Raw genomic sequence first — 19917 nt, 5'->3', positions numbered from 1 at the left:
CGCCCGATTGCGCTCACGCCGTCACTTCGGCATAACAGTTCCCGCTGGAGACGTACCGATCTTCGACGGTCAGGCTGGCCTCGGAGAGATCCGCCGCGAACTCCTCGGGAGCGTAGATATGGTAGAACCGCCCGACAGTCTCGCCGCCGGGTAGCGTCCAGTCGACGGTCGTATCGAACCCCTTCGGTTCGGTTCCGTCGTACTCGTCGAACCTGTCGTGGGCCGTACTCCAGGCGCTGACGAGTGCTCGGCCGTCTCCGTCGAGTACTCTCCCGAGTTCGCGCAGACTCGCTACGCGCGCCCCTCGGTCGGACAGATGGTGCAGCGTCGCGACGTAGACTGCAACGTCGATACTCCCCGACCGGAACGGAAGCGCCGCGCCGTCGCCTTGGACGAGTTCGGCTTCCCACCCGTCGTCAGCCATCCGCTCTTTGGCCGTCCCCAGCAGTTCGCGGCTGATATCGAAGCCGACCGCGGTGTCGGCACAGTCGGCAAGCAAGGCCGTGTGGCGGCCGTTCCCACTGCCGATGTCGAGCGCTCGACTGACGCCGGACATCTCTGCGAGAAATTCTTCGACCTCGGGCCACGGATAGGCACGCGTCTCGGCGAAGTGATCGGCAATCTCGTCGTAGACTGCCTGAATCCGCGCTGGTTCGCGGTCCGGGTCGTCGGCCATCAGTCGTACTTTTCGGGGTAGGCGTCAGCGAGCAACTCCTGCTGGCCGCTCAGTCGCTCGCGGACCGGATCGATCACTTCCGAGATCGCGCTGGCGGCCGCGCCTTTCAGATCGGCCGGGTGGAGATCCTCGGCGACGAAATCCTCTTCGACCTGCTCGTAGCTCTTGTAGACCAGATCCCCGCCGTACTCTTCGGGACGCTCGACGACGAAGTTCTCGCCGCGCTCGTCGAGCACCGGGAAGACGAGATATTTCAGGTATTCGAGAACGCCGTTGTCCTCTACCTCGCCCATCGGACAGTACGCGTCGTTGATCTTCTCGTCGACTTCCTCGGGCGAGTCGGTGAGGTTGACCTTCGAGGCAGCGTCGGAGGCGCTCATCTTGCCGCCCGACAGCCCCGACAGGAGTGGTGCGAACAGACAGACCGGCGCGTCGTGGCCGTGTTCCGGGAGGAGTTCGCGGCCGAGCATGTAGATGCCGCGCTGGTCGATCCCGCCGTAGGCGATGTCGGCGTCGAGCGCTTTCACGTCCAGACTCTGCATCAGCGAGTAGATCAGCCCCCCGAGATTCGGGCTCTCGCTCTCGCGGACGACTTCGCTGCCGGCCCGCTGTGCGCGGGCGACGGTCGTCTCGGCGGCCATCCGATACATCTCCATCGTGTACTCCTCGTCGAGTTGGAACTCCCGGCCGCGGACGAAGTCGATCTGCTCGGGGTCGGCGCCCGTCGCTTCGATCATCCCGCGGATGGCTTCCTCGTAGTACTCACTGCGGGCCTCAAGCAAGTCCCAGGGGCTCTTCTCGCTGTCGAGGTGGGCGTGCAGGTCGGCGATCAGCACCGTCACGTCGATATCCGCCCGGAGAAAGTCGGCGAGCTTTCGCATCGTGGTGAAGTGGCCGATGTGCATCTCGCCGGTCGGCGCGTAGCCGATGTAGGCGCTCGGTGAATCCGCAAGCAGTGACTCCAGTTCCTCGTCGGTGACGACCTCCTCGGTGTAGCGTGTGACGAGGTCGTAACGCGTGTCTGCGTCCATACCTGTCCATCCGCCTGCGCTCGAATAAAAGATGCGTCTGTCCCTCGCGCGGGAGTTAGCTATTTGATCCGGGATTTCGTATGTCCAGTCGGCCGATGGGGGAGACCTTCTATACGATCCTGGGGGTGAAGCAGGATGCCGATTCGGGTGTGATTCGCCAGGCCTACCGTAGACAGGTCAAAGAGTGCCATCCGGACGTCAACGACGACCCCGATGCGAGCGAACGGTTCAAACGTCTCACGACCGCCCGGGACGTGCTGCTCGACACCGACGAACGGAGCGCCTACGACCGCCTCGGCCACGACGCCTACATCCGCCAGCATGTGGAGAGTTCTGTCTGGACACCGGCATCTGACGGCGACACGACCACGATGGGTAACGACTCACATACGGGAGAGACGTGGGGGGCGAGTCAGTCCGACTCAACAACCAGGGGCTGGAACTCGACTGGTGAGTCGACGACCCAATCCAGCACTCGCGGGAGTCGCCCCAGCGGCACCGCCGGTGGTGACACCGCCGCTGGAACTGGCCGCACACGGCGGGACCGACGACGAACCCAGCGGCCTCGCTGGTCACGTGGCCACCGTGCCGAGAGAACCGGACGACGCCGCCCGTATACGCGCGCAGACACCTCCACTGGTGCGTCGTCGCCACTCAAGACTGCTTTCGGTATCGTCCGCCGACTCGGTTCGTGGCTCGTTATCTATCTCACGCTCGTCGTGAGCGCGCTGGCGACGACCTGGTTCATGCTCAACCGGCCCGGCACCGATCCGACACTCGCCGCGGCGACCGGCGTCTTCTCGCTGTTACTCGTCGGTGTCGTCCTACTCCTCTCGCTGGTCCATCTCCTCACGGAGCTTTCGTGATGGCTCTTCGCGACCGGACCGAAGCCGACGCCTGAGCAGATAGCCGACGCCACCGAGTGCCGTCAATCCCGTCGAAAGGCCGAAGCCGGGACCGGAGCCGTCGTCGCTGTCCTCGGCATCTTCCTCGTCGACATCTCCGTCGTCGCCCGTCTCCGTGTCGTCATCGGTCTGATTTGCTTGCCCGTCTTCACTGGATTGCCCGGATGACTGCTGATCAGTCTTCTCACCGCTTTCGGTTTCGGTGATAGTGAGTACTTTGCCCGCATCGGTCGTGAACAACAGCTGTCCGCCAACGGGGACTGGTGATCCGACTGCTCCGTCGACAGACTCCCGCCACAGGATCTCACCGCTCTCGGTATCGATTCCGTGCATCGTTCGGTTCCCGCCCACGTAGACAGTCTCTGCTGTCACCGCCGGACGAGTCGTTGCGGGGCTGGCCGTCGGCACTGCGGTACTCCCGAGTTTGGCCTGCCACTCGAGTTCGCCGGTTTCGGCGTCCAGTGCAAAAAACGTGTGCTCTGTACCGTCTTCGCCCGCACCGACGTAGACGGTCTCTGCTGTCGCTGCCGGGGCTGTCGTCGCCGAGGGGAGTTCAACCGACCGCCACAACTGCGTCCCATCTGTACTGTCGAACGCGGCCAGCGTCTCGCCAGCGACGTATACACGTCCGTTTGCGACCACCGGCGCTTCCAGTGCAGACACCGATTCGCGCCACTGAACCTCCCCCTCCGCCCGAGATAACGCGACCACTTCGTTTTGGGTCGTCACGAAAACTGTCCCGTCTTGGACGGCTGTCCCGACACTCGCCTGCTCGAACGATTGTTGCCACTGCCCCGTCCCGGATCGATCAAGCGAAACCAATCCCTTTGCTCCCGAGACGTACACGTCTTCGCCGACCGGAGTGATCGTCGCGTCTCGCCCCACGCGGGCCTGCAACCGCTGCTCAACCGTATCGGTCTCGATGAATCTGGCAACCTGTCCCTCACCCTCTGCGAGTACGAACAACAACTGGTTCGCGTACGCGATGGGTTCGCCTGCGGGGGGGTCACGTGCGGACCACCGCCACTGTTCGGTCCAGTCACCGAGACTGTACGCGGCAACGCTTTCAGCACTTCCGACAGAGACGGTCCCGTCGGCGACGATAATCCCATCGCTGGGGGTGTCGGAAACGCTGATAATTGACTCCATAGCGATGTTTTCCTGCGGTCCCGTCACGTCTGGGGCGTGATTCGTATTCGCTGGATCACGCTTGGCGTAGGGCCATCCCTCCACCGACTCCGTTGTTGCTGCGAACGCTGGCTTTCCGAGTGCTGTTCCACCAACCGCTGCGAGCGCCGCGAGGATCGTTCGACGGGTCGAGTACATGTTCATTGTCAGTTGTGTTTATGAGACCTGTATTTCGTCGATATCGATTCCGACAGGTTCCTGGGAACCGTCTCCGCCCTCAGTCGCTCCCTCGGGTGCGGGGTCGACGTACACCGCCGTCGTCTTCGTTTTCTCTTTGACCGAGACTGTCACCTCGCGCGGGCTCAGATTATCGCCGTCGCCGACAGCTGGTTGCCACTCGAGCGTGATCGGACCGCTGCCGCTCCACGAACTGAAATTGAGCAAGTTCCCGCTTTTGACGGTATCCCCTTCGTACAGGGAGACGATATCGCCGTTCGAGGGCGTCTTACCGGGCTTGAAGCTGACCGCGATCTCTACCGTCCCGGTCCCGGCGGTCACCGCGTTCGCTCTGGTGTCGGCGTTGCTTGTGACGCCCGATATTTCGACAGCCGACTCGACATCGAGGCGTGTTATGTTGACATCTCTCGTCGCGTTTGCATCGTATCGTTCGATTCCGGCCCTGATTTCCTCGATCTGATAGTCGTCCGACCCCGTTCGGTACCGGAGCGTCGCTTCGACTGATTTGCCGTTGCCGATCTCACCGAGATCTCGTAGTGTCGGAATCCGATCTGCGGCATCTGTGTCGTTGAGTTCGACGATTGCCCTGTCGGCTTCGCCGGTGTTCGTAACCTCGACAGTGACTTCGAGGGTCTCCCGGCCGGCGGTAATGGACTCTCCATCGCTCTCGGTGGCGTTCGTATCGATGATATCGATGGTAAAGTCCGCGTCCGGGTCGTACTTCGTGATGTTGACCGTCTGGTTGGCTTCGGTTCCGACAGTCGGCGCCACCGAAATCTCTCCGATGCCGTCGTCGAAGACGGTCGTGTTCCAGCTCAGATCCACATCGTGAACCGCTCCATCGTCCGGGATTGCGACCGGCTTCACGCCGACGATATCCCCGTCGAAGTCTCGTAACTGGACGAACTGTTCTGCGGTCGTGTTCCCGACGTTGCGGATTTGTGCTGTGACATCGAGGGTCTCTCCGGCTTCGATCGACTTGTCTGCTGTCGCGTTGGCGTTTGAGGTGATGTTCTCGACTTCGTACTCGGGAATCTCGACTGTCGTTTCTTCCAGATCGATTCCCGAAACCGTGGCGTCATCGTCGTCACTCGTAATATCGACCGTGAGTGTCTCTCTGTTGAGCCCCACGTCCGAGAGGTCCCACACGAGCGTCACGTCTTCGGGAGCGTCGCCGCCGCCGAGTTCGACCGTCTCACTGTCGACCGGGGCTCCCCACGGTGCCCGCAGGAAGATCTCCTGCTCGTCGAAGCCGCTTTTGGTGTTTTCGACCGTCGCTTCGACTCGAACTTCACCGTCTGGGGGAATCGGCTGATCACCGGTGTTTTCGAGTGTGGCGTCGCGCACCTCGAAAAAGGACGGTGGGTTCTCGACTGTCAGATCGACCGCGTCGGTACTGCTTGCGGTCCGAACGGTCAGATCGTCAGTCGCCGACGGCGGGCTCCCGTCGTCGAACTCGCTTTCGCTGATCTCGACTCCGTTCCAGGTCAGTGTCACCGTCTCGCTGTCGCCGCTGGTCAGGTTGACCGTCGTACTGGCGACGGGACTGCCGCTGAACTCTTCGACCAGCCAGACCGGGCGCTCGCCGCTGACATTGCCTGTATTCGTCACGTTCACGTCGACGCTGACATCCTCACCGAGGTTGGCCTCTCTGGCGCTGTCGTCTTCGATTTCGGCCTCGAACTGTGGATTTTCGACTTCGATCACTTCGTTCTGAATGCTCTGGAATTTCTCCGCCAGTTCGTCTGCATTTTCCGCGTAAAAGTAGTTCTCCGGTGTCGTGGCAATCTCTTTTAGGGTCTGTTCGCCGTCGCTTCCATTCATATCCTCACCCAATCCAACCGTGTAGGTGGTGACGTTCAGGATGTCAGCGAGTTCTGCCGCGGTCTCTGGTCGGGGGTTACCACGGTTGTGCGCACCGTCTCCGAGCAGTACGATGTTTTTCTGTCTGTCGAAATCTTCGTTAAGTTCGTATATTGTTGCCTCATCAGGAACGCAGAAGATGAACGAACACGACTGCCCCAGCGTAACCTCCTCTCCGGGGTTGGCAACGTAGCTGTCCTCGCTGTCGTCAGCAGGCGCGACAATTGCCCGCTCACCGGGGTCAACCGTGAAGGTCTCGTCGGGTCCCTTCCGGGTGGCTGTCGGTTCGACTGCACCGAGCGATTCCAGCCCTTTCGTAATCCCGCCGGCGATATCGGTGCCCCCGACCGGATCTGGACTGAGCGAATCGTTGAGAGCCCCGAAATCTCCGGTCAACGTCTGTTCGACCCGCGAACCGGTGTCGAACTGCACGTAGCCCACCCGATCTTTGCTCTCGTTCAACGACCCCACGAACTGTTCTGTGGCGTCGATCCGTTCTGCATCGGGGTCGTTATCGTCCATCGAACCGGATTCGTCGTGCACAAACGAGACATCCAGTGGGTTGCGCTCGCCGCGCTGTGGTTCGACTTCGAGGTCCACACTCTCTGATTGGCCGTCGAGTGTTGCCGTCAGATTCCCGTCACCCTCGTCGCCGGGGAAGGTGTTCCAGGAGAGATTGATCTGTGCCTGGTCGCCCGGTCCGAGCAGCCCAGTTTCGCCCGTATCGGTGACGTTGCCGGTGATGTCCTCGAGTATCACGAGCCCCGACCCCGAGAGCTCCCCGTCTTCGCTCGAGGGATTCTCGACGATGGCCGTCACATTCGCCTGTTCGCCGGCGACCATAATTCCGTCACCGGGATCGAACCGGACCAGATCCACGAGGTCCAGATCCGCCTCCGCGCCGGGATCGTTGATCGTCACCTCCTTGGACTCGTCGTCGTCCTGTGTCTCGACGACGACTGTCGGGTTCCCTGCGTCGTCGCGGTTGGTCTCCCAGGACAGTGTGACCTGCTTGCTGTCGCCGGCTGGCAGATCGACACTCGTTCGGTTGAACGCAGCGAATTCACCCTCTTCGGCGAGCCAGACGAACTTTTTGGCGCGTTCCGCACCGACGTTGGTCACGTTGACCTCGACTTCGAGTCGCTCGGAGGCACTGATCGGATCGTTCGTGTCGAGGATATCGACTTCGAACTCCGCGTCCGTATCCGGCGCGGGTTCGACTTCGACAGGTTCGATCGAACTGTTGTCCTCTGCCGTGAACACCGAGACGTTGTACTCCCCGATATCCCGTGCTGATGTCGGCCACGTGAGTTGTACCTCCGTACTCTCTCTCGGGTCGAGTTCGGCCGCTCCTTCGACAGCGACGGTCGCATTGATTCGACCCATATCGTCGACCGTCGCGAACTGGACAGGCTGGACATCGGCCACGTTGCCGACGTTCTCGACTGTCGCGTTCACCCTGATCGGCTCACCACTCTCGACGGTTTTGGCAGTCTTGAAATCGGTGTCCGTCACGACGAACTCCGGTGTGGTATCCGGGTCGACGACAGTGATGTTCTTCGTCTTGTTCGTCACGGCCGGGATCTCTACGGTGACGTTGTCGAACTCTGCACTCCCGCGATCCGTGTTTAGATCGAACTCGACGGTCGTCGTCTCGTCAGGGTCCGGTTCGAGGTTATTCGCTCGAATCCCCTCACTATTCGGTCCCGCGCTCACCAGCGCGGAGACTGATATCGCGGTCCCGGTCGGATCGGTGTTGTTGAACACCACTTCCCCGCTGAGCGTCTCTCCCGCCGTGATCGTCGTATTGTCCAGACTGATCGAATCGATCACGACATCTTTCGGTGCGCTGCTGTTTCTCAGTGCCCATCTCCCGATCGTGTCCCGATCGTAGGCCGTTGCGCCGCCGACCTCGAACGTCGTCGTGTCCGCACTTTGCTCGGTGAGCAGGAATCCCGGATCGATTTCGGCATCGATCGCAGTTGCGTCGTCCCCGCTATCGACGGTGAGATTGCCCCGACCTGCCCTGACGAACTCACCGATGTCGTCTTTCAGAAACGCCCCGACTGGTTCGTTTTCTGCGTCTCCCGGTCCAGTATTCTCGACCTCGATTTCGACCTCGACTGTGTCGCCGTCGTCGCGAACGACAAGGCTCCCTGTTCCCGGATCGACATCGATACCACTGACCTCGAGATACGGCTGGAAGTCGGCCTCGAGTGCCGTCTCGTTTCCTCCGACCGAGTGTTCGAGACAGCCATCGCCTTCGGATTCGACCGCCGTCCTGAGGTCATCGCTGTTGCCGTCGACGACACAGACGATCCGCTCGTCACCGACCTCGAAGGTATCACTGTTGACATCCGGGAAGCCAGCGGTCTGCGGAGCGACCTCCTTGTTCGACCGCTCGATGTTCTCCCACTTGCCGTCGCTGCCGAGAGCGTCGTTGTACGTCCACCATTCCGCGTCCCCGTCGGTCTCCGGGGTCGGAACGTGAATCCCCACGGAATAGCCGCTCGGATCGTCGACCGTGAAACTGTCCGAACTGGGCTCTGTGATCTCTCCTTCGTCGGGATCGTGCAATTCCGGTGCCAGATCTGCGGTTCCCGAATAGATCACGTCGTCGCCGTAGGGATCATCCGGATCCGGCGGGAGATCGACCCCGTTCCCGAACTCCCCGAACTCGATTCCGACCTGATTCGACTCGCCCGTGTCGTACGTCTTGAAATCTCTCTCCTTGGCGAAGGCTTCCCACGCTTCGGCGTATTCGGTCGTGACGACCATCTTGATCTCCGCCGGCGCAACGATCTCTCCGTCGTTTCGCATCGCCTCGTCGATCATCTGCTGGACCGAACTGGTTTCCGCCGGGTCGGCGGCCTGGCTCAACTCGACCTCTTGGCCTTCTCCGATGTCCCCCAGCGACGAGAGATCGAACAGGTTCAGATTGAGCGTCTCGTTCGTGGCCTCGATATTCGGCTCTCGGAGCACGGTGACCGAGCCACTCTGGACTTCCAGCACGCCGCCGCCCTGATAGACTGTCCTGACACCATCGTCACCCTCGTGGACGATCGTTCCGAGCGTGATCTCTGTGGCATTTACCCGACTGCTGCCGTCCAAATCGACGAGTGCGCCGTCCTCGTGGCCTGCCTTCCAGTACGTCTTGTTCGTCGCGACAGTGATGTTGATCTGCCCGGCATCGCTCTCGACCGCGAAGTCGTCCCCCGTCCCCTCGGGAATTTCCCACGTGATCGAATTATCGGCCTGATCGGCACCGAGTTCGTTCAGGCGGTCATCGAGTTCTAAGATCGAGTCCTGTGCCAGCCGATCGTTCGCATTCCCCGTCGTATCGTTCAACACGAAAAAGCCGACTCCGACGAGGGCAATTGCCGTCACGAAAACGAGTGAGATGATGAGAATTGTCCCGTATATCTCAGAGATACCACGGTTATCTGTTGGTCCCCACTGAAACCCCATTGTTACCCGATACAATGTAGCTATCCTTTAAAAATACGTTGTCCAGTTTCAGATTTGTTTACTACCCCCGTTCACCACGAAAATAGGACTCCGTCTGGTGTTTTTATTGCTGATACTTGCGACGAGGTGTGTCGCTTGTTCCCATAAGTAGGTGGCAACGTCTCCACTGGTGGGTGCGTCGTGTTCGCTGAAAAACTCCCGTCGACAGCTATCGAATGCTGCCTGGGTCTGGCAAGGTCACCGCGACAGCACCGAGAGTTCGATGGTCGACACGCGGACGAGAACGGTGTCGATCCCGTCCGTCTCGTAGACTACGTCGCTCTGTTCGTTCCAGTGTCTGGCTTCCTCGAAATAAAATTCCCACTGCTGGGGGTGGGCCGATTCGGAAATATCGATTTCGATGTCAGAGTCACTCGAACTCGTCTCGTGGACCTGCCGTTGTCCAGTCAGTTCGGCGCTAAAACTGATAAACTGGTTGTCGGCCGACACCGGGGCCTCCTGTGGCACTCCGGTCGGTTGGAGCGCAATCTCGCTCCCGTAGGCACCCGATCGATCGATCGTTTCGTCGGTCGTCAGATTGACCAGCGAGATAATCGTGGTGTCTCCTTCGACCGTGATCCCCGGCTCATACCGCGCTCGACTGGTGCCGGTCCGGAATACGCCGCCGCCCTCGTACGCGATACTCACCGTCTCGTCGCCGGAGTCGAACCGGTGTTCGAGCGCGTTCAGGTCGATCTGTGCCTGGTTTGGATCGTCGGCCGGCGATACCGCTGACAGATTTATCCCACTGCTTTCGATGGTGATCGCCGTCTCGTTGAACCAGATGTTTCCGCCGCTCAGTGAGAGGTCGAAGTCACGATAGGTGTCGTTGCTGCGGTGGAGATTGTCGATAGTCGACGCCGCTGCCTCCATCCCGCGCTCGCTGTTGTCGATCTGCTGGTCGTTCGTAAACTCGCTGAGTCGGTCGAACCCGCCCGTCGAGACGATTCCGACGCCGGCGATGATAATCGCGAAGGTGAGCACGAACGCGACGACATCCGAGACGCCCCTGTCTAATAGTGTCATGAGCCACACCCCGCGACCGTGATCTCGCCGTTCTTGCAGAGACTGATCTGGACATCGGCACCGCTCGTCGACGTGTTCGTCAATCTCGCATTCGTTGTACTGATCGGATACTGCCTCTCACGACCGAGTGCCTCTGATCGAATCTCTAACCCACGTAGCTCACTCGTGTTGTACAACTGTATCGTGTATCGGTACGATCCGACGATCCGCTCGGGATAATCCGGCGCTACCGTGACCGTGACGTTCTCACCGGTGCCGTTCAGTCGGTCGAAGGTGTTGACGTAGGTCACGGCATCGCTTCCGACCTCCCTGAGTTGATCCTCGCCGACACTCTGTTCCTGTGATTCGAGCAAGGTACCGGCCCCGATGATCAGTCCAGACACCAGAATCGTCGAGATTGCGACTGTCAGTGCGTGCGTGACCGCGACCGAGAGACCACGACGATCTATCCTGAGGTCTGCTCCGTCCCGTGTCATGTCTTTTCCCCTCCGATCTTGTCGACTGATCCGTCTGTGCTCACAGTGGTCGTAGACTGTGATGTTTCACTTCGAAACCAGCCGCCCCAACTGGTTCGAGTCGCGTGTCGCCGACTGGTCTGTTGACGAATCATCATTTCTTTTCTCAATAGTTGTCTGGGTTTTTCAGGGTGTAATCCCCGCAGTCTTGTCCATTAATAACCACGTTGCTGTTACATCCTCCAAAGTCGTCGCTCTCTACGTACACATCGCCTTTTACAGTCACATGATCGAGACTTACACTTCCATCGCCCTTCCCAACGACATCCCCGGTGACTACGGTCCCACCATCGATATCTATATTCGTGTTCTTTGCTGCGACGATATCGCCATCAATCCGAGCGTTATTTGTGATCGTGATATCGTCTGAATCTGATCTGATATCGCCAATAACCGTCGAGTTGTCGATATTCACGTCGCCATCGGTATCGATCTCACCGACTAATCTGGAGTTTCCGGACAGATCGATGTCGTTGTTTCCGATTTTCTTTATTGACTCATCGATCTGGTCTGTGAAGTCACACTTGGCCGTCTGTCCGGTCATATCCAAATCACTCCCGCTCATCTCGTCCTCGACCCAATCACAGCCGTTCCCGATGAGTTCTCCCCTTCCAAACATTGGAGATACCGTACTCAGACTCACGTCTGGATTTATGTACTCGATACTGAATGTGGGGTTGACGATCACATCTTTCCTCACGAAAAACGACGAGTCGTCCCGCACTGACGTTGGGTCAACGGCACTTACCGCAAAGTTCCCGTCAGCGCCACTTGCGTCAATCGCGACATCGATACTGTTTGGCTCGCCTTGTTCGTAGATCTGGACCGTACATACCCCGTCTTCACCACTAATTCGACCGATCCCACGTTCCATACTGAACTGGACCGTGCCATCACCGACTGTACAGTCGGTCACCTCACCACCGCTGTCAATTTCACTGCCGTCTCCATCCAACTCTGCTACCGTCGTCTCGCTTCCAGAAGTTATCTCGATCTCGACACTCTGGGCACTACTCTCCGCCCGGACAGTGAGATACGGGAGTTCCGCCGCATCTTCAATTACCGGTCCACCGGATGTCGGAAGCGAGTCGTCTTCAACGTAGGCCCCCGACTTCCCATCTTCGTACTGCACAGAGACGACACTGGCTGTGTCTTGTGAAACAAACCTACTAAATCGTTCTTCGTATGAACCAATCGTACCGTAAATATCCGTTTCATTCGCATATGCCCGCTTTTCGGAACTCGTCGTTGCGAAAAATAGTTCGCGGAGGTTGGTCTGAATCTGATTTGTGACCTTTTCGGCGTCGGCGAGACTTTGTGCATCTGTCTGTGCTTTCACGTCCGGTGAGCTATGGACTGCGTTCAGCAGAACGACTGCGCCGACGATGGTCGTGGCAACGAGGATTGCGGCGATCAACACGAGTTGCCCTCGTTCCCCTCGGGTGGGTTGCTGTGTCACCACGCGATCACCCTGATTTTGACAATCCTGAACAGGGCCTCACTGTCGTCCTGATTGTCGAGATAGAAATCCACGTCGTCGCTGTCGAGTCGGACGCCCGTCGATTGGCACTGTCCACCGTCGACTTCGTACAGCGGGTCGGAATCGGATAGGACGACGTACCGGGAGACACTCACCGTATCGCTCTCTGGCAGCACCGGTGTCGGACCGAGATCGATCGTCTCGGTCGTTCGGCCGCTGGTGGGATATTCGAGCATGATTCGATACTCGTACTGATCGGCAATCGTCTGCCCGACGATGTCACCCAGCCCTGAGGTTCCGTCGTCCGGATCTGCTACGTCGGGATGTGGGTCGCCGGTCTCGTTGATACAGGTTACTGCTTCTCGCAGTGTTTCGCCATCCTGTGCCGTCGCCAGTGCATCCGAAATCTCGGCTCGCGTCTCGGTGTTCTGGCGCTCGTCGTCACCGGTCCACGGTGCGATGTCGACAGCCTGCAACCCCAACACGAGCGCGGAAACGACGATCACCGCTCCGATGATCCCCTCCAGCGCGTACGCCTGCCCACGTCGTCTGTGCTTCATCGGTCGCATCTTACCACACTCTCACAGTCAGTTTACAGCCGGCCTGGCAGTCGCTGTCCCTCGTCTTGATCGTCCGCGTGACCGTCGCTGACGGATCGTTGCCCAGCCGTTCGTCGCCAACCTGTACGTCCGCCCCTTGGACGGTGATATTGACGCTTTGAGTCTCGGGGACGCCGGATTGGGCCTTGAGCTGTTCGATATCCATCCCGTCCAGTTTGGTGGTGTTCACGGTCCGCTCGCTGCCGTCGAGCGCCGTCTGTTCGATCACGTCCGAAGAAACCCGCTCGGCCATCTTCTCACGGTCCGAGGAGACGGAATCGACGAACGGTCCGAACACCTGCGGGAACAGTGACAGCACCGTGATGATCGTCACTAACAGCAGCACGATTCCCAGCAGGTAATCGTACGCCGTCTGTCCCCGATTGTTCATGACTACTCGTCACACACTCCTGTTATATCACTGTTTTGACTTTCTCTGACAACAGGTTCGAGCAGCGAACGGCCGGTCGAGCCGACGAACAACAGCAGTGCGGCGGCTTCTTCGGAACCCCCACTGGAAATCTGCTCGACGATAGTCCACGTGATCAACGTGATCGTCGCTAGGATGACGGCGTATTTCATCCCGGCCATCAGTTCGACGCTCCGGATGTAGCCGGCGATAAAGGAGGAGACGACCGCCTGGATCGTCACCGCGTGGAAGAAGACCATCGAGAGATATCCTGTTTCGATGTCGGCCCCGAACTCCTGGCCTGACGCCTCCCCGCCAGCACCGCCGCCAGTACTACCCAGCGAGGCCATCGTATCGAGGAACTGCACCCGGAGCAGCCCCATCACGGCCAAAAGTGTCAGGAAGGTCATGATGATGATCACCATCTGCATCCGCGTTCGAGCCTTCCGTTCGCGGGCGATTTCGTCCTGATTTTCCGAGGCGACGGCAGCCGTCGAGAGCACGTCCTGGATCTGACTGGAGGCCTCCTGTGCCTCGCTGATCAGCTTGATCGTCCGGGAGAGTCGCGGGAGGTGGTACTTGTTGTTGAACTCCCGCAGGGCGTCTTTCAGACTCGTCCCGTAGTTGACCTTCGCGTGCATGGTCTCGAACTCGTCGGAGAGCTTGCCCGAGGAAGTCTCAGAGACGGTCTTGATCGATTCGAGTAGCGTCATCCCGGTGTCGTTGGCACTGGCGAGTTTGCGCAGATTTTCAGAGAGATTCCCCAGCACCCCTTTCCGGGAGAGAACGTTCCATTCGTGGAAGATTGCAAGCGGCAGCATATTCAGATAGATCGGGAGATACATCCAGACGAACGTCCCCCAGACAGGGCTGTCCTGAATCCCGTCGATGGATGTGGGGGCAGTTCCCGCAACGACCAGCCCGATCATGATTAGGGCGGTCAGCGGAGTAGTTACCAGCAGAATCATCTTCGGGTGGTCCTTGAAGAAGACGTGCGGTGACCGCAAAATCTCCATCAGTTCGTGGGTTCCCTCGCGGCGCTTGATCTGATCGAACACCTGCTTGTCGCCGGTGTACTCCTCGACGAGGCCGGGATTGAATACGCCAATTCCCTCTTCAACAGTGAACTCCTCGTCGGCTTCGGGCCGTAGATAGCCGTCGCCAATCTCGTCCTGAGTCACCGTCGAGACCAGAATGAGGAAGGCGGCTCCGATCAGCGGGATCAGGCCGTAGACGGTTCCGTTCAGCAGGAATCGGTCCAGCCCGTTGCCCATGAGTCCCATGATCACCAGAATGATGATTAGCAGGAGGGGAAACAGCGACAGCGTCATGTACATCTCGCCGAACAACTCCAGCGTATCGAGCTGTTTTTTCTGCTCTTGCTGGGCCGTCCTGAGCTGTTTGTTCTTCTGGTCTTCGAGGAAGTCGGTCATATCACCCCCGGAGTCGACGATCGACAGCATATCGGTCAGAAACTGGGAGAGCTCGTCACTAGGGGTTTCGAGTGCCTGATTTCTGATCGCCGTCCGGTAGTCGGTATCGAAATACTCCGTCTCCAGTACGATCGACTGGAACTCCTTTGCAACCTCACCGTAGGTGTCGTCGGCCTTGGCCATCGCCCGCAGGATCTCCAGTTGGTTCATCCCACCGACCGACAGCGCGTACATGAACGACACCGAGTCGGCGAGCAGAATGTTGATCTCGCGTTTGCGCGCCCCGGCACGGAAATACGGCACCGAAATCAGTGAACCGAAACCGATCGCGAAGCCAATCGAGCCGAATATCAGTCCCGACACGAGCAAGATTGCCGGCTCGCGGATGATGTCGATCACCTGCGAAACCGCCTCTGGGACCGGAACCAGTCCCTCCCAGCCGACCAACTGGAGGAACAGCCAGCCGAGCAGCATGCCGAGAATCCACAGACCGAGTCCGGCGATCAGGCCGACAGCCAGCGCCCGCGAGATGAACAACTCGACGTTGTCGGCCATCCGTGCCTGTGCGAGTTTCTTCTCGACGCCGCTGACGAAATCACTATCCTCGTCGAACAGCCGCCGGTAGAGCGGATAGAATCGACCGCCCAGCGAGCTATCGCTGCGGGCTTCTTCTTCGGTCTGTTGTCTCGTTTCGAGACTCATTCCTCCTCAGCCTCCGAGCCTGCTTTCGGCACGAACTGACCGAAGTCGAACTCACCCTCATCGTCGGGCTCGGGTTCGATCTCTTCGGCGTCGTTCGCGCCGGACAGCGCCGCGACCAGGTCGCCCGTCTCCATGTCACGGTACTGCTGGAGCAGGGGCTCGGCCTGCGCGAGGATTTCGTCTGTCTCTCCCAGCAAGTTCTCCGGCGGATCCGGCCGCGGGACGAGTTCTTCTTTCTCGGCGTCGACATCGATTTTGACCGACTCCATCTCCCGGAGATCTTCGAGCGAGCGTTCGAGACTGCTCTGTGAGATGATCGCGAGGATCGTCTCCGGGTCGTTGATAAAGGCCTGGACAGTTGCCGCGACTTCGGTGTAGGTGTTCAGCCCGTTCTGGATGAGGTAGGCGAGCACCGTCTTCCGCTTGAACAGTTCCTCGTTGAGTCGCTCGTCGGACCACCCGCGGTCGAACTTGATCTCTTCCAGTGTCGACGATGATCCCATCTGGATATAGTTGTCCGTCTCTGCACGCCACTCGTAGACGTCCCGGACGTTGATTTCGTCGTTCTCCGGCGAGTACTCGTTGATTTCGGTCAGTACCTTATTTCGGCGGACCTTCTGGCCGTCGACACGGGTCTGGGTCTGAATACTCACGAGATCCAGCGCCGTGAACAGCGTCTTCGAGACGTTGATCGGATCGGTCGTGAACCGCTTGATCACCTCACCGACGGAGTCGGCGTGGAAGGTGGTGTAGGTGGTGTGACCGGTCGACATGACCTGGAAGGCCGTTCGACCCTCTTCACCACGGATCTCACCCATCACGATGTAGTCTGGACGCTGACGCAGTGCGGCCTCCAGCAGATCGAACTCGTCGACGTCGCCGGTGTCGTCCTCGCCGAAGGAGGGCCGCGTGACACTCGCGACCCAGTTTCGCTGGGGCAGTTCGACCTCGCGGGTGTCCTCGATTGAGACGATTTTTGCACTGGATGGGATGAACAGCGACACCGCGTTCAGGCTGGTCGTCTTCCCGGATGCCGTACCCCCGGCGAAGATGAGCGATTTGTGATTCTCGATACAGAGCCAGAGGAAGGCCATCTCGTCGAGGTTGAACGTGTTCCAGTTGATCAGGTCCACCGGCGTGAACGGCACGTCCTTGAACTGACGGATGGTGTAGTTGGTCCCGTGATCGGAGACTTCCGCGCCGAGGGTCAACTGGGCACGGGAGCCGTCGGGGAGGGTGGCGTCGACCTGTGGCTGTCGTTTGGAGATACCTTTCCCCGACCGCTGGGCCAGTTTCACGACGAAGTCGTCCAGTTCCTCCTTGCCGTGCTGGACGTTGGTGATGATCTGCTCGTAGTCGGTGTGGTAGGCGAACACACGGCTGTTGTAGCCGTCACAGGAGATGTCCTCGACGTTGATGTCGTGTTTGATCGGGTCGATCCGGGCGTAGCCGATGAAGTTTCGCTTCAGGACGTACAGCATCTTCTCGACCTGGTACTCCGAGAAGGTGCCGGGGTCGTCCTCGATGATATTCGGCTCCGGTCGGACCGAGATGCCGTCGAGTTGGCGTTCGGCGGCCTGAATCGCCGACGCTTCGCCGTCGTCGTCGGCGTCGCCGCCGAACACCCCCTTCAGCGAGTCCATCAGTCCTCCACTTTCGTCGTTCGTACTCGGCGACTGGCGCTGTTCTTTCGGGCGCCCCTCGTAGAGGTCGTACCGACGAAGGAGTCGCTCGGCCTCGCGCTGGATGACCTCCGCCCGGTCGGCCTCGCTGCCCTGGACGATGACTTCGTCTTCGGAGTATTTGATCGCCGTCTTGAGCTTTTGAGAGAGAAAGTCCAGCAGTTCGTCTTCGATAGAATTGAGATGTGGCTCGACGACGTAGTATTTGATCTCGTTTTCTTTCTGTGATTTGAAGATAACGACGAACGCGTAGGGTTTGTTCACCCAGTAGCGGTCCTGCTCGATGAAGTGGGTCTTTTTCTCCATCGGGACCGCCTTCTCCAGATCGTAGCGGTTCGCGACGGTCATTCCTTGCTCTCGGGTCGAGAAGAAGGCGTCCTCGTCGACTTCTTCGTTGATGTTTACTGTCCGTTTGTCGACGAGATCGGCCAGCGCCGAGGCCTTGTCACCGGCCTCCCCAAGCCGGTTTTCGGTCTCGTCGGGATGAAAGCCGAGATACTCCTCGGGTTTGAACGGGATCTTCTCGCCGTCCTCCCGCGGCGGCAACCCTTCCTCGTCGTAGTAGTACTCCTGTTTGAAGTGTTCCCACGTGTACTGTCCCCTGACAACGCCGCGGCTCTGTGGGTCACGGTAGCGTTCGACGATCTGATTGAGTGTCTTCGCCCCGCTCGCGCCGGCCTGCAGATGGCGGCCAGTCTCGCGTGGGTCGAAGCCGAGATATTTACTCCGGTCGAACCGCCCCTCGTCGTGTTCTTCCCGGCGAAAATCGCTCCACGAGTACTCCCCAACAGTAACACCCTCGTCGAAGCGAACACCCACCCCGGAACCGCTGTCGTCTTCTGAACCGCCCGTTTCGTCTATTGCCATTACGACTCTCCTACTGTAAACACACGAAAAAAGTTTGCGGGAATTTCACTTTCGTTCTCGATAATTTGTACATAAGATGACAAGAACAGTTCGGACGGCTCATCCGCCATCCAGAGAAAACAGTCCGCATTCGATTGCTCGCCGTTCCCGCGCTTTCTGCGGAGGAAATCGACTCGACGGGGCTGTCACTCGATGAAGCGCTCGATTCGGTCGAGTGCCTCCTTCAGATCGTCCATCCCAGTCGCGTAGGAGACGCGGAGGTGGCCGTCGCCGCCGTCGCCGAAGACTGACCCCGGAACCACGGCGACGCCAGTCTCTTCGAGCAGCGCCTCGGCGAACTCGTTGGCGTCGTCCCACGGGCAGGCCGGGAACGCGTAAAAGGCACCTTTCGCCCGGAAACAATCCATGCCCATCTCCTCGAACCGCGAGAGGACGAGTTTCCGACGGCGGTCGTACTGCTCGCGCATCTCCTCGACTGCGCCGTCACAGGACTGAAGCGCTTCGATTGCGGCATGTTGGGCCGTCGTCGGCGCGGAGAGCATCGTGTACTGGTGGATGCGGTTCATCGCCGTGATGGCCTCTGTCGGCCCGAGGGCGTACCCCAACCGGAGGCCGGTCATCGCGTACTCCTTCGAGAAGCCGTTGAAGACGATGGTCCGCTCGCGCATCCCGTCGAGCGTCGCGATGGAAGCGTGGTCGTGTTCGTAGGTAAGCCCCGCGTAAATCTCGTCGGAGAGTACGGTCAGGTCGTGCTCGCGCGCGAAGGCTGCGACTTCTTCGAGTTCGTCGCGGGTCATCGTCGCCCCCGTGGGGTTGTTCGGGTAACAGTAGACGAGCATCTCGGCGTCGGCCGCCCCACTCTCCTCGAGCACGTCGTAGGTGAGTTTGAAGTCGTCTTCCCGCCGGGTTCGGACGGGACAGACCTCCCCGCCCGCGAAGGTCACACCCGGCGTGTAGGAGACGTAACAGGGTTGGGCGACGGCGACGGTGTCGCCGGGTTCGATCAGCGTCCGGAACGCCAGATCGATCGCCTCGCTCGCGCCCGCTGTCACGAGGATCTGATCGTCGGGGTCGTAGTCGAGGCCGTACTGCGAGCGATTGGACTCGCTGATCAGTTCGCGGAGTTCCCGCTTGCCCCGGTTGGCGGTGTAGGAGGTCTTGCCCTGTTCGAGGGAGGTGATCGCGGCGTCGCGGGCGGCCCACGGCGCGGAGAAATCCGGCTCACCGACCCCGAGTGAGATGATGTCGTCCATCTCCTCTGCCAACTCGAAAAACCGTCGGATACCCGACGGCGGCACCTGCTCGACGCGGTCTGCGATCTTCATGGTGAGACTGAGAGGCGGTCGTCGTCACTGCCGTCTCCAAACTCGATCCCCTGCTCTTTGTACGTGGTCATGACGTAATGCGTGACCGTCTGGGTGACTTCCGGGACGGGTGCGACCTTGTTACTGATAAAACTCGACACCTCGCTCATCGAGTCGCCTTCGACTTCCATCATGAAGTCGAAGTCGCCGCTGACGAGATGGAGCGATTCGACGTTGGGGAACTTGGCGATGCGCTCGGCCACGTCGTCGTAACTGGTCTCCCGGTCGAGCGTGATGTTCAGTTCGACGACGGCTCGGATCGTCTCGTCTTCGAGTTGTTCGCGGTCGACAATTGCTCGGTAGCCCTTGATAACGCCCTCCGCTTCGAGGTCGTCGATGATGGCCTCGATCTCCGACGGCTCGCTGTCGGTCTGGCGGGCGATATCCTCGACGCTGTACCGTGCGTTCTCGCGGAGTAGCTCCACGACTTCGTCGGAGAGGTCCATATCTGAAAGCACCGGAGTACGCACAAAAACGTTGCTATGGTGTGCCA

General features: G+C 59.6%; 14 protein-coding genes. 1 reads left to right on the top strand and 13 read right to left on the bottom strand.

Annotated features, from left to right (window positions below):
- Window positions 1–13: 13 nt before the first annotated feature.
- Together V8P86_RS11870 and V8P86_RS11865 are read right to left on the bottom strand one after the other, a co-directional pair.
- Entirely contained in the window at window positions 14–676 is a 663-nt protein-coding gene (locus V8P86_RS11870; RefSeq protein WP_336327483.1) for a class I SAM-dependent methyltransferase, read from the bottom strand.
- Window positions 676–1707, bottom strand: coding sequence for a tyrosine--tRNA ligase (locus tag V8P86_RS11865; RefSeq protein WP_336327482.1), 1032 nt, complete (start codon window positions 1705–1707; stop codon window positions 676–678). Before V8P86_RS11865 ends, V8P86_RS11870 begins: the two co-directional genes overlap by 1 nt.
- A gap of 80 nt (window positions 1708–1787) precedes the next feature.
- On the opposite strand from V8P86_RS11865, the gene V8P86_RS11860 reads away from it, so the two are divergent.
- Complete coding sequence (locus V8P86_RS11860) at window positions 1788–2573, top strand: J domain-containing protein (protein WP_336327481.1); 786 nt, start codon at window positions 1788–1790, stop codon at window positions 2571–2573.
- On the opposite strand, the gene V8P86_RS11855 is transcribed toward V8P86_RS11860, so the two are convergent.
- The 11 genes from V8P86_RS11855 to V8P86_RS11805 all read right to left on the bottom strand — a co-directional run bounded on the left by V8P86_RS11855 (window position 2532) and on the right by V8P86_RS11805 (window position 19870).
- Window positions 2532–3938 carry a PQQ-binding-like beta-propeller repeat protein gene (locus V8P86_RS11855; RefSeq protein WP_336327480.1) on the bottom strand — a complete coding sequence of 469 codons (1407 nt, stop codon included), beginning with the start codon at window positions 3936–3938 and terminating at the stop codon, window positions 2532–2534. The genes V8P86_RS11860 and V8P86_RS11855 overlap by 42 nt on opposite strands.
- Before the next feature lie 18 nt (window positions 3939–3956).
- On the bottom strand, window positions 3957–9308 hold the full coding sequence (locus tag V8P86_RS11850; protein WP_336327479.1) for a DUF7289 family protein: 5352 nt from the start codon (window positions 9306–9308) through the stop codon (window positions 3957–3959).
- 237 nt (window positions 9309–9545) lie between these two features.
- Window positions 9546–10373 (bottom strand): DUF7289 family protein, encoded by an 828-nt coding sequence (locus V8P86_RS11845; RefSeq protein ID WP_336327478.1) that lies wholly within the window; start codon window positions 10371–10373, stop codon window positions 9546–9548.
- On the bottom strand, window positions 10370–10849 hold the full coding sequence (locus tag V8P86_RS11840; protein ID WP_336327477.1) for a DUF7266 family protein: 480 nt from the start codon (window positions 10847–10849) through the stop codon (window positions 10370–10372). The genes V8P86_RS11845 and V8P86_RS11840 overlap by 4 nt, the downstream gene beginning before the upstream one ends.
- Window positions 10850–10994: 145 nt before the next feature.
- Complete coding sequence (locus tag V8P86_RS11835; protein ID WP_336327476.1) at window positions 10995–12347, bottom strand: DUF7261 family protein; 1353 nt, start codon at window positions 12345–12347, stop codon at window positions 10995–10997.
- A complete protein-coding gene (locus V8P86_RS11830; protein WP_336327475.1) occupies window positions 12344–12928 on the bottom strand; it encodes a DUF7288 family protein in 585 nt (194 codons plus the stop codon). The genes V8P86_RS11835 and V8P86_RS11830 overlap by 4 nt, the downstream gene beginning before the upstream one ends.
- A gap of 10 nt (window positions 12929–12938) precedes the next feature.
- On the bottom strand, window positions 12939–13358 hold the full coding sequence (locus V8P86_RS11825) for a DUF7287 family protein (RefSeq protein WP_336327474.1): 420 nt from the start codon (window positions 13356–13358) through the stop codon (window positions 12939–12941).
- A gap of 2 nt (window positions 13359–13360) precedes the next feature.
- A complete protein-coding gene (locus V8P86_RS11820; RefSeq protein ID WP_336327473.1) occupies window positions 13361–15511 on the bottom strand; it encodes a type II secretion system F family protein in 2151 nt (716 codons plus the stop codon).
- Complete coding sequence (locus V8P86_RS11815; protein WP_336327472.1) at window positions 15508–18060, bottom strand: type II/IV secretion system ATPase subunit; 2553 nt, start codon at window positions 18058–18060, stop codon at window positions 15508–15510. Before V8P86_RS11815 ends, V8P86_RS11820 begins: the two co-directional genes overlap by 4 nt.
- A 185-nt stretch (window positions 18061–18245) precedes the next feature.
- Window positions 18246–19385 carry a pyridoxal phosphate-dependent aminotransferase gene (locus V8P86_RS11810; RefSeq protein WP_336327471.1) on the bottom strand — a complete coding sequence of 380 codons (1140 nt, stop codon included), beginning with the start codon at window positions 19383–19385 and terminating at the stop codon, window positions 18246–18248.
- On the bottom strand, window positions 19382–19870 hold the full coding sequence (locus tag V8P86_RS11805; RefSeq protein WP_336327470.1) for an Lrp/AsnC family transcriptional regulator: 489 nt from the start codon (window positions 19868–19870) through the stop codon (window positions 19382–19384). The genes V8P86_RS11810 and V8P86_RS11805 overlap by 4 nt, the downstream gene beginning before the upstream one ends.
- Window positions 19871–19917 lie beyond the last annotated feature (47 nt).

The organism is Halovenus anhuiensis (assembly GCF_037080055.1).
GTDB lineage: Archaea > Halobacteriota > Halobacteria > Halobacteriales > Haloarculaceae > Halovenus.
The sequence above is the reverse complement of the archived record's forward strand: the minus strand, read 5'-3'. Positions and strand labels throughout refer to the sequence as shown.

Coding starts and splice junctions, on each gene's coding strand:
- V8P86_RS11810 (WP_336327471.1), bottom strand. CDS start 19,385: ATGAAGATCGCAGACCGCGTCGAGCAGGTGCCGCCGTCGGGTATCCGA.
- V8P86_RS11850 (WP_336327479.1), bottom strand. CDS start 9,308: ATGGGGTTTCAGTGGGGACCAACAGATAACCGTGGTATCTCTGAGATA.
- V8P86_RS11870 (WP_336327483.1), bottom strand. CDS start 676: ATGGCCGACGACCCGGACCGCGAACCAGCGCGGATTCAGGCAGTCTAC.
- V8P86_RS11860 (WP_336327481.1), top strand. CDS start 1,788: ATGTCCAGTCGGCCGATGGGGGAGACCTTCTATACGATCCTGGGGGTG.
- V8P86_RS11805 (WP_336327470.1), bottom strand. CDS start 19,870: ATGGACCTCTCCGACGAAGTCGTGGAGCTACTCCGCGAGAACGCACGG.
- V8P86_RS11840 (WP_336327477.1), bottom strand. CDS start 10,849: ATGACACGGGACGGAGCAGACCTCAGGATAGATCGTCGTGGTCTCTCG.
- V8P86_RS11855 (WP_336327480.1), bottom strand. CDS start 3,938: ATGTACTCGACCCGTCGAACGATCCTCGCGGCGCTCGCAGCGGTTGGT.
- V8P86_RS11845 (WP_336327478.1), bottom strand. CDS start 10,373: ATGACACTATTAGACAGGGGCGTCTCGGATGTCGTCGCGTTCGTGCTC.
- V8P86_RS11820 (WP_336327473.1), bottom strand. CDS start 15,511: ATGAGTCTCGAAACGAGACAACAGACCGAAGAAGAAGCCCGCAGCGAT.
- V8P86_RS11865 (WP_336327482.1), bottom strand. CDS start 1,707: ATGGACGCAGACACGCGTTACGACCTCGTCACACGCTACACCGAGGAG.
- V8P86_RS11815 (WP_336327472.1), bottom strand. CDS start 18,060: ATGGCAATAGACGAAACGGGCGGTTCAGAAGACGACAGCGGTTCCGGG.
- V8P86_RS11825 (WP_336327474.1), bottom strand. CDS start 13,358: ATGAACAATCGGGGACAGACGGCGTACGATTACCTGCTGGGAATCGTG.
- V8P86_RS11830 (WP_336327475.1), bottom strand. CDS start 12,928: ATGAAGCACAGACGACGTGGGCAGGCGTACGCGCTGGAGGGGATCATC.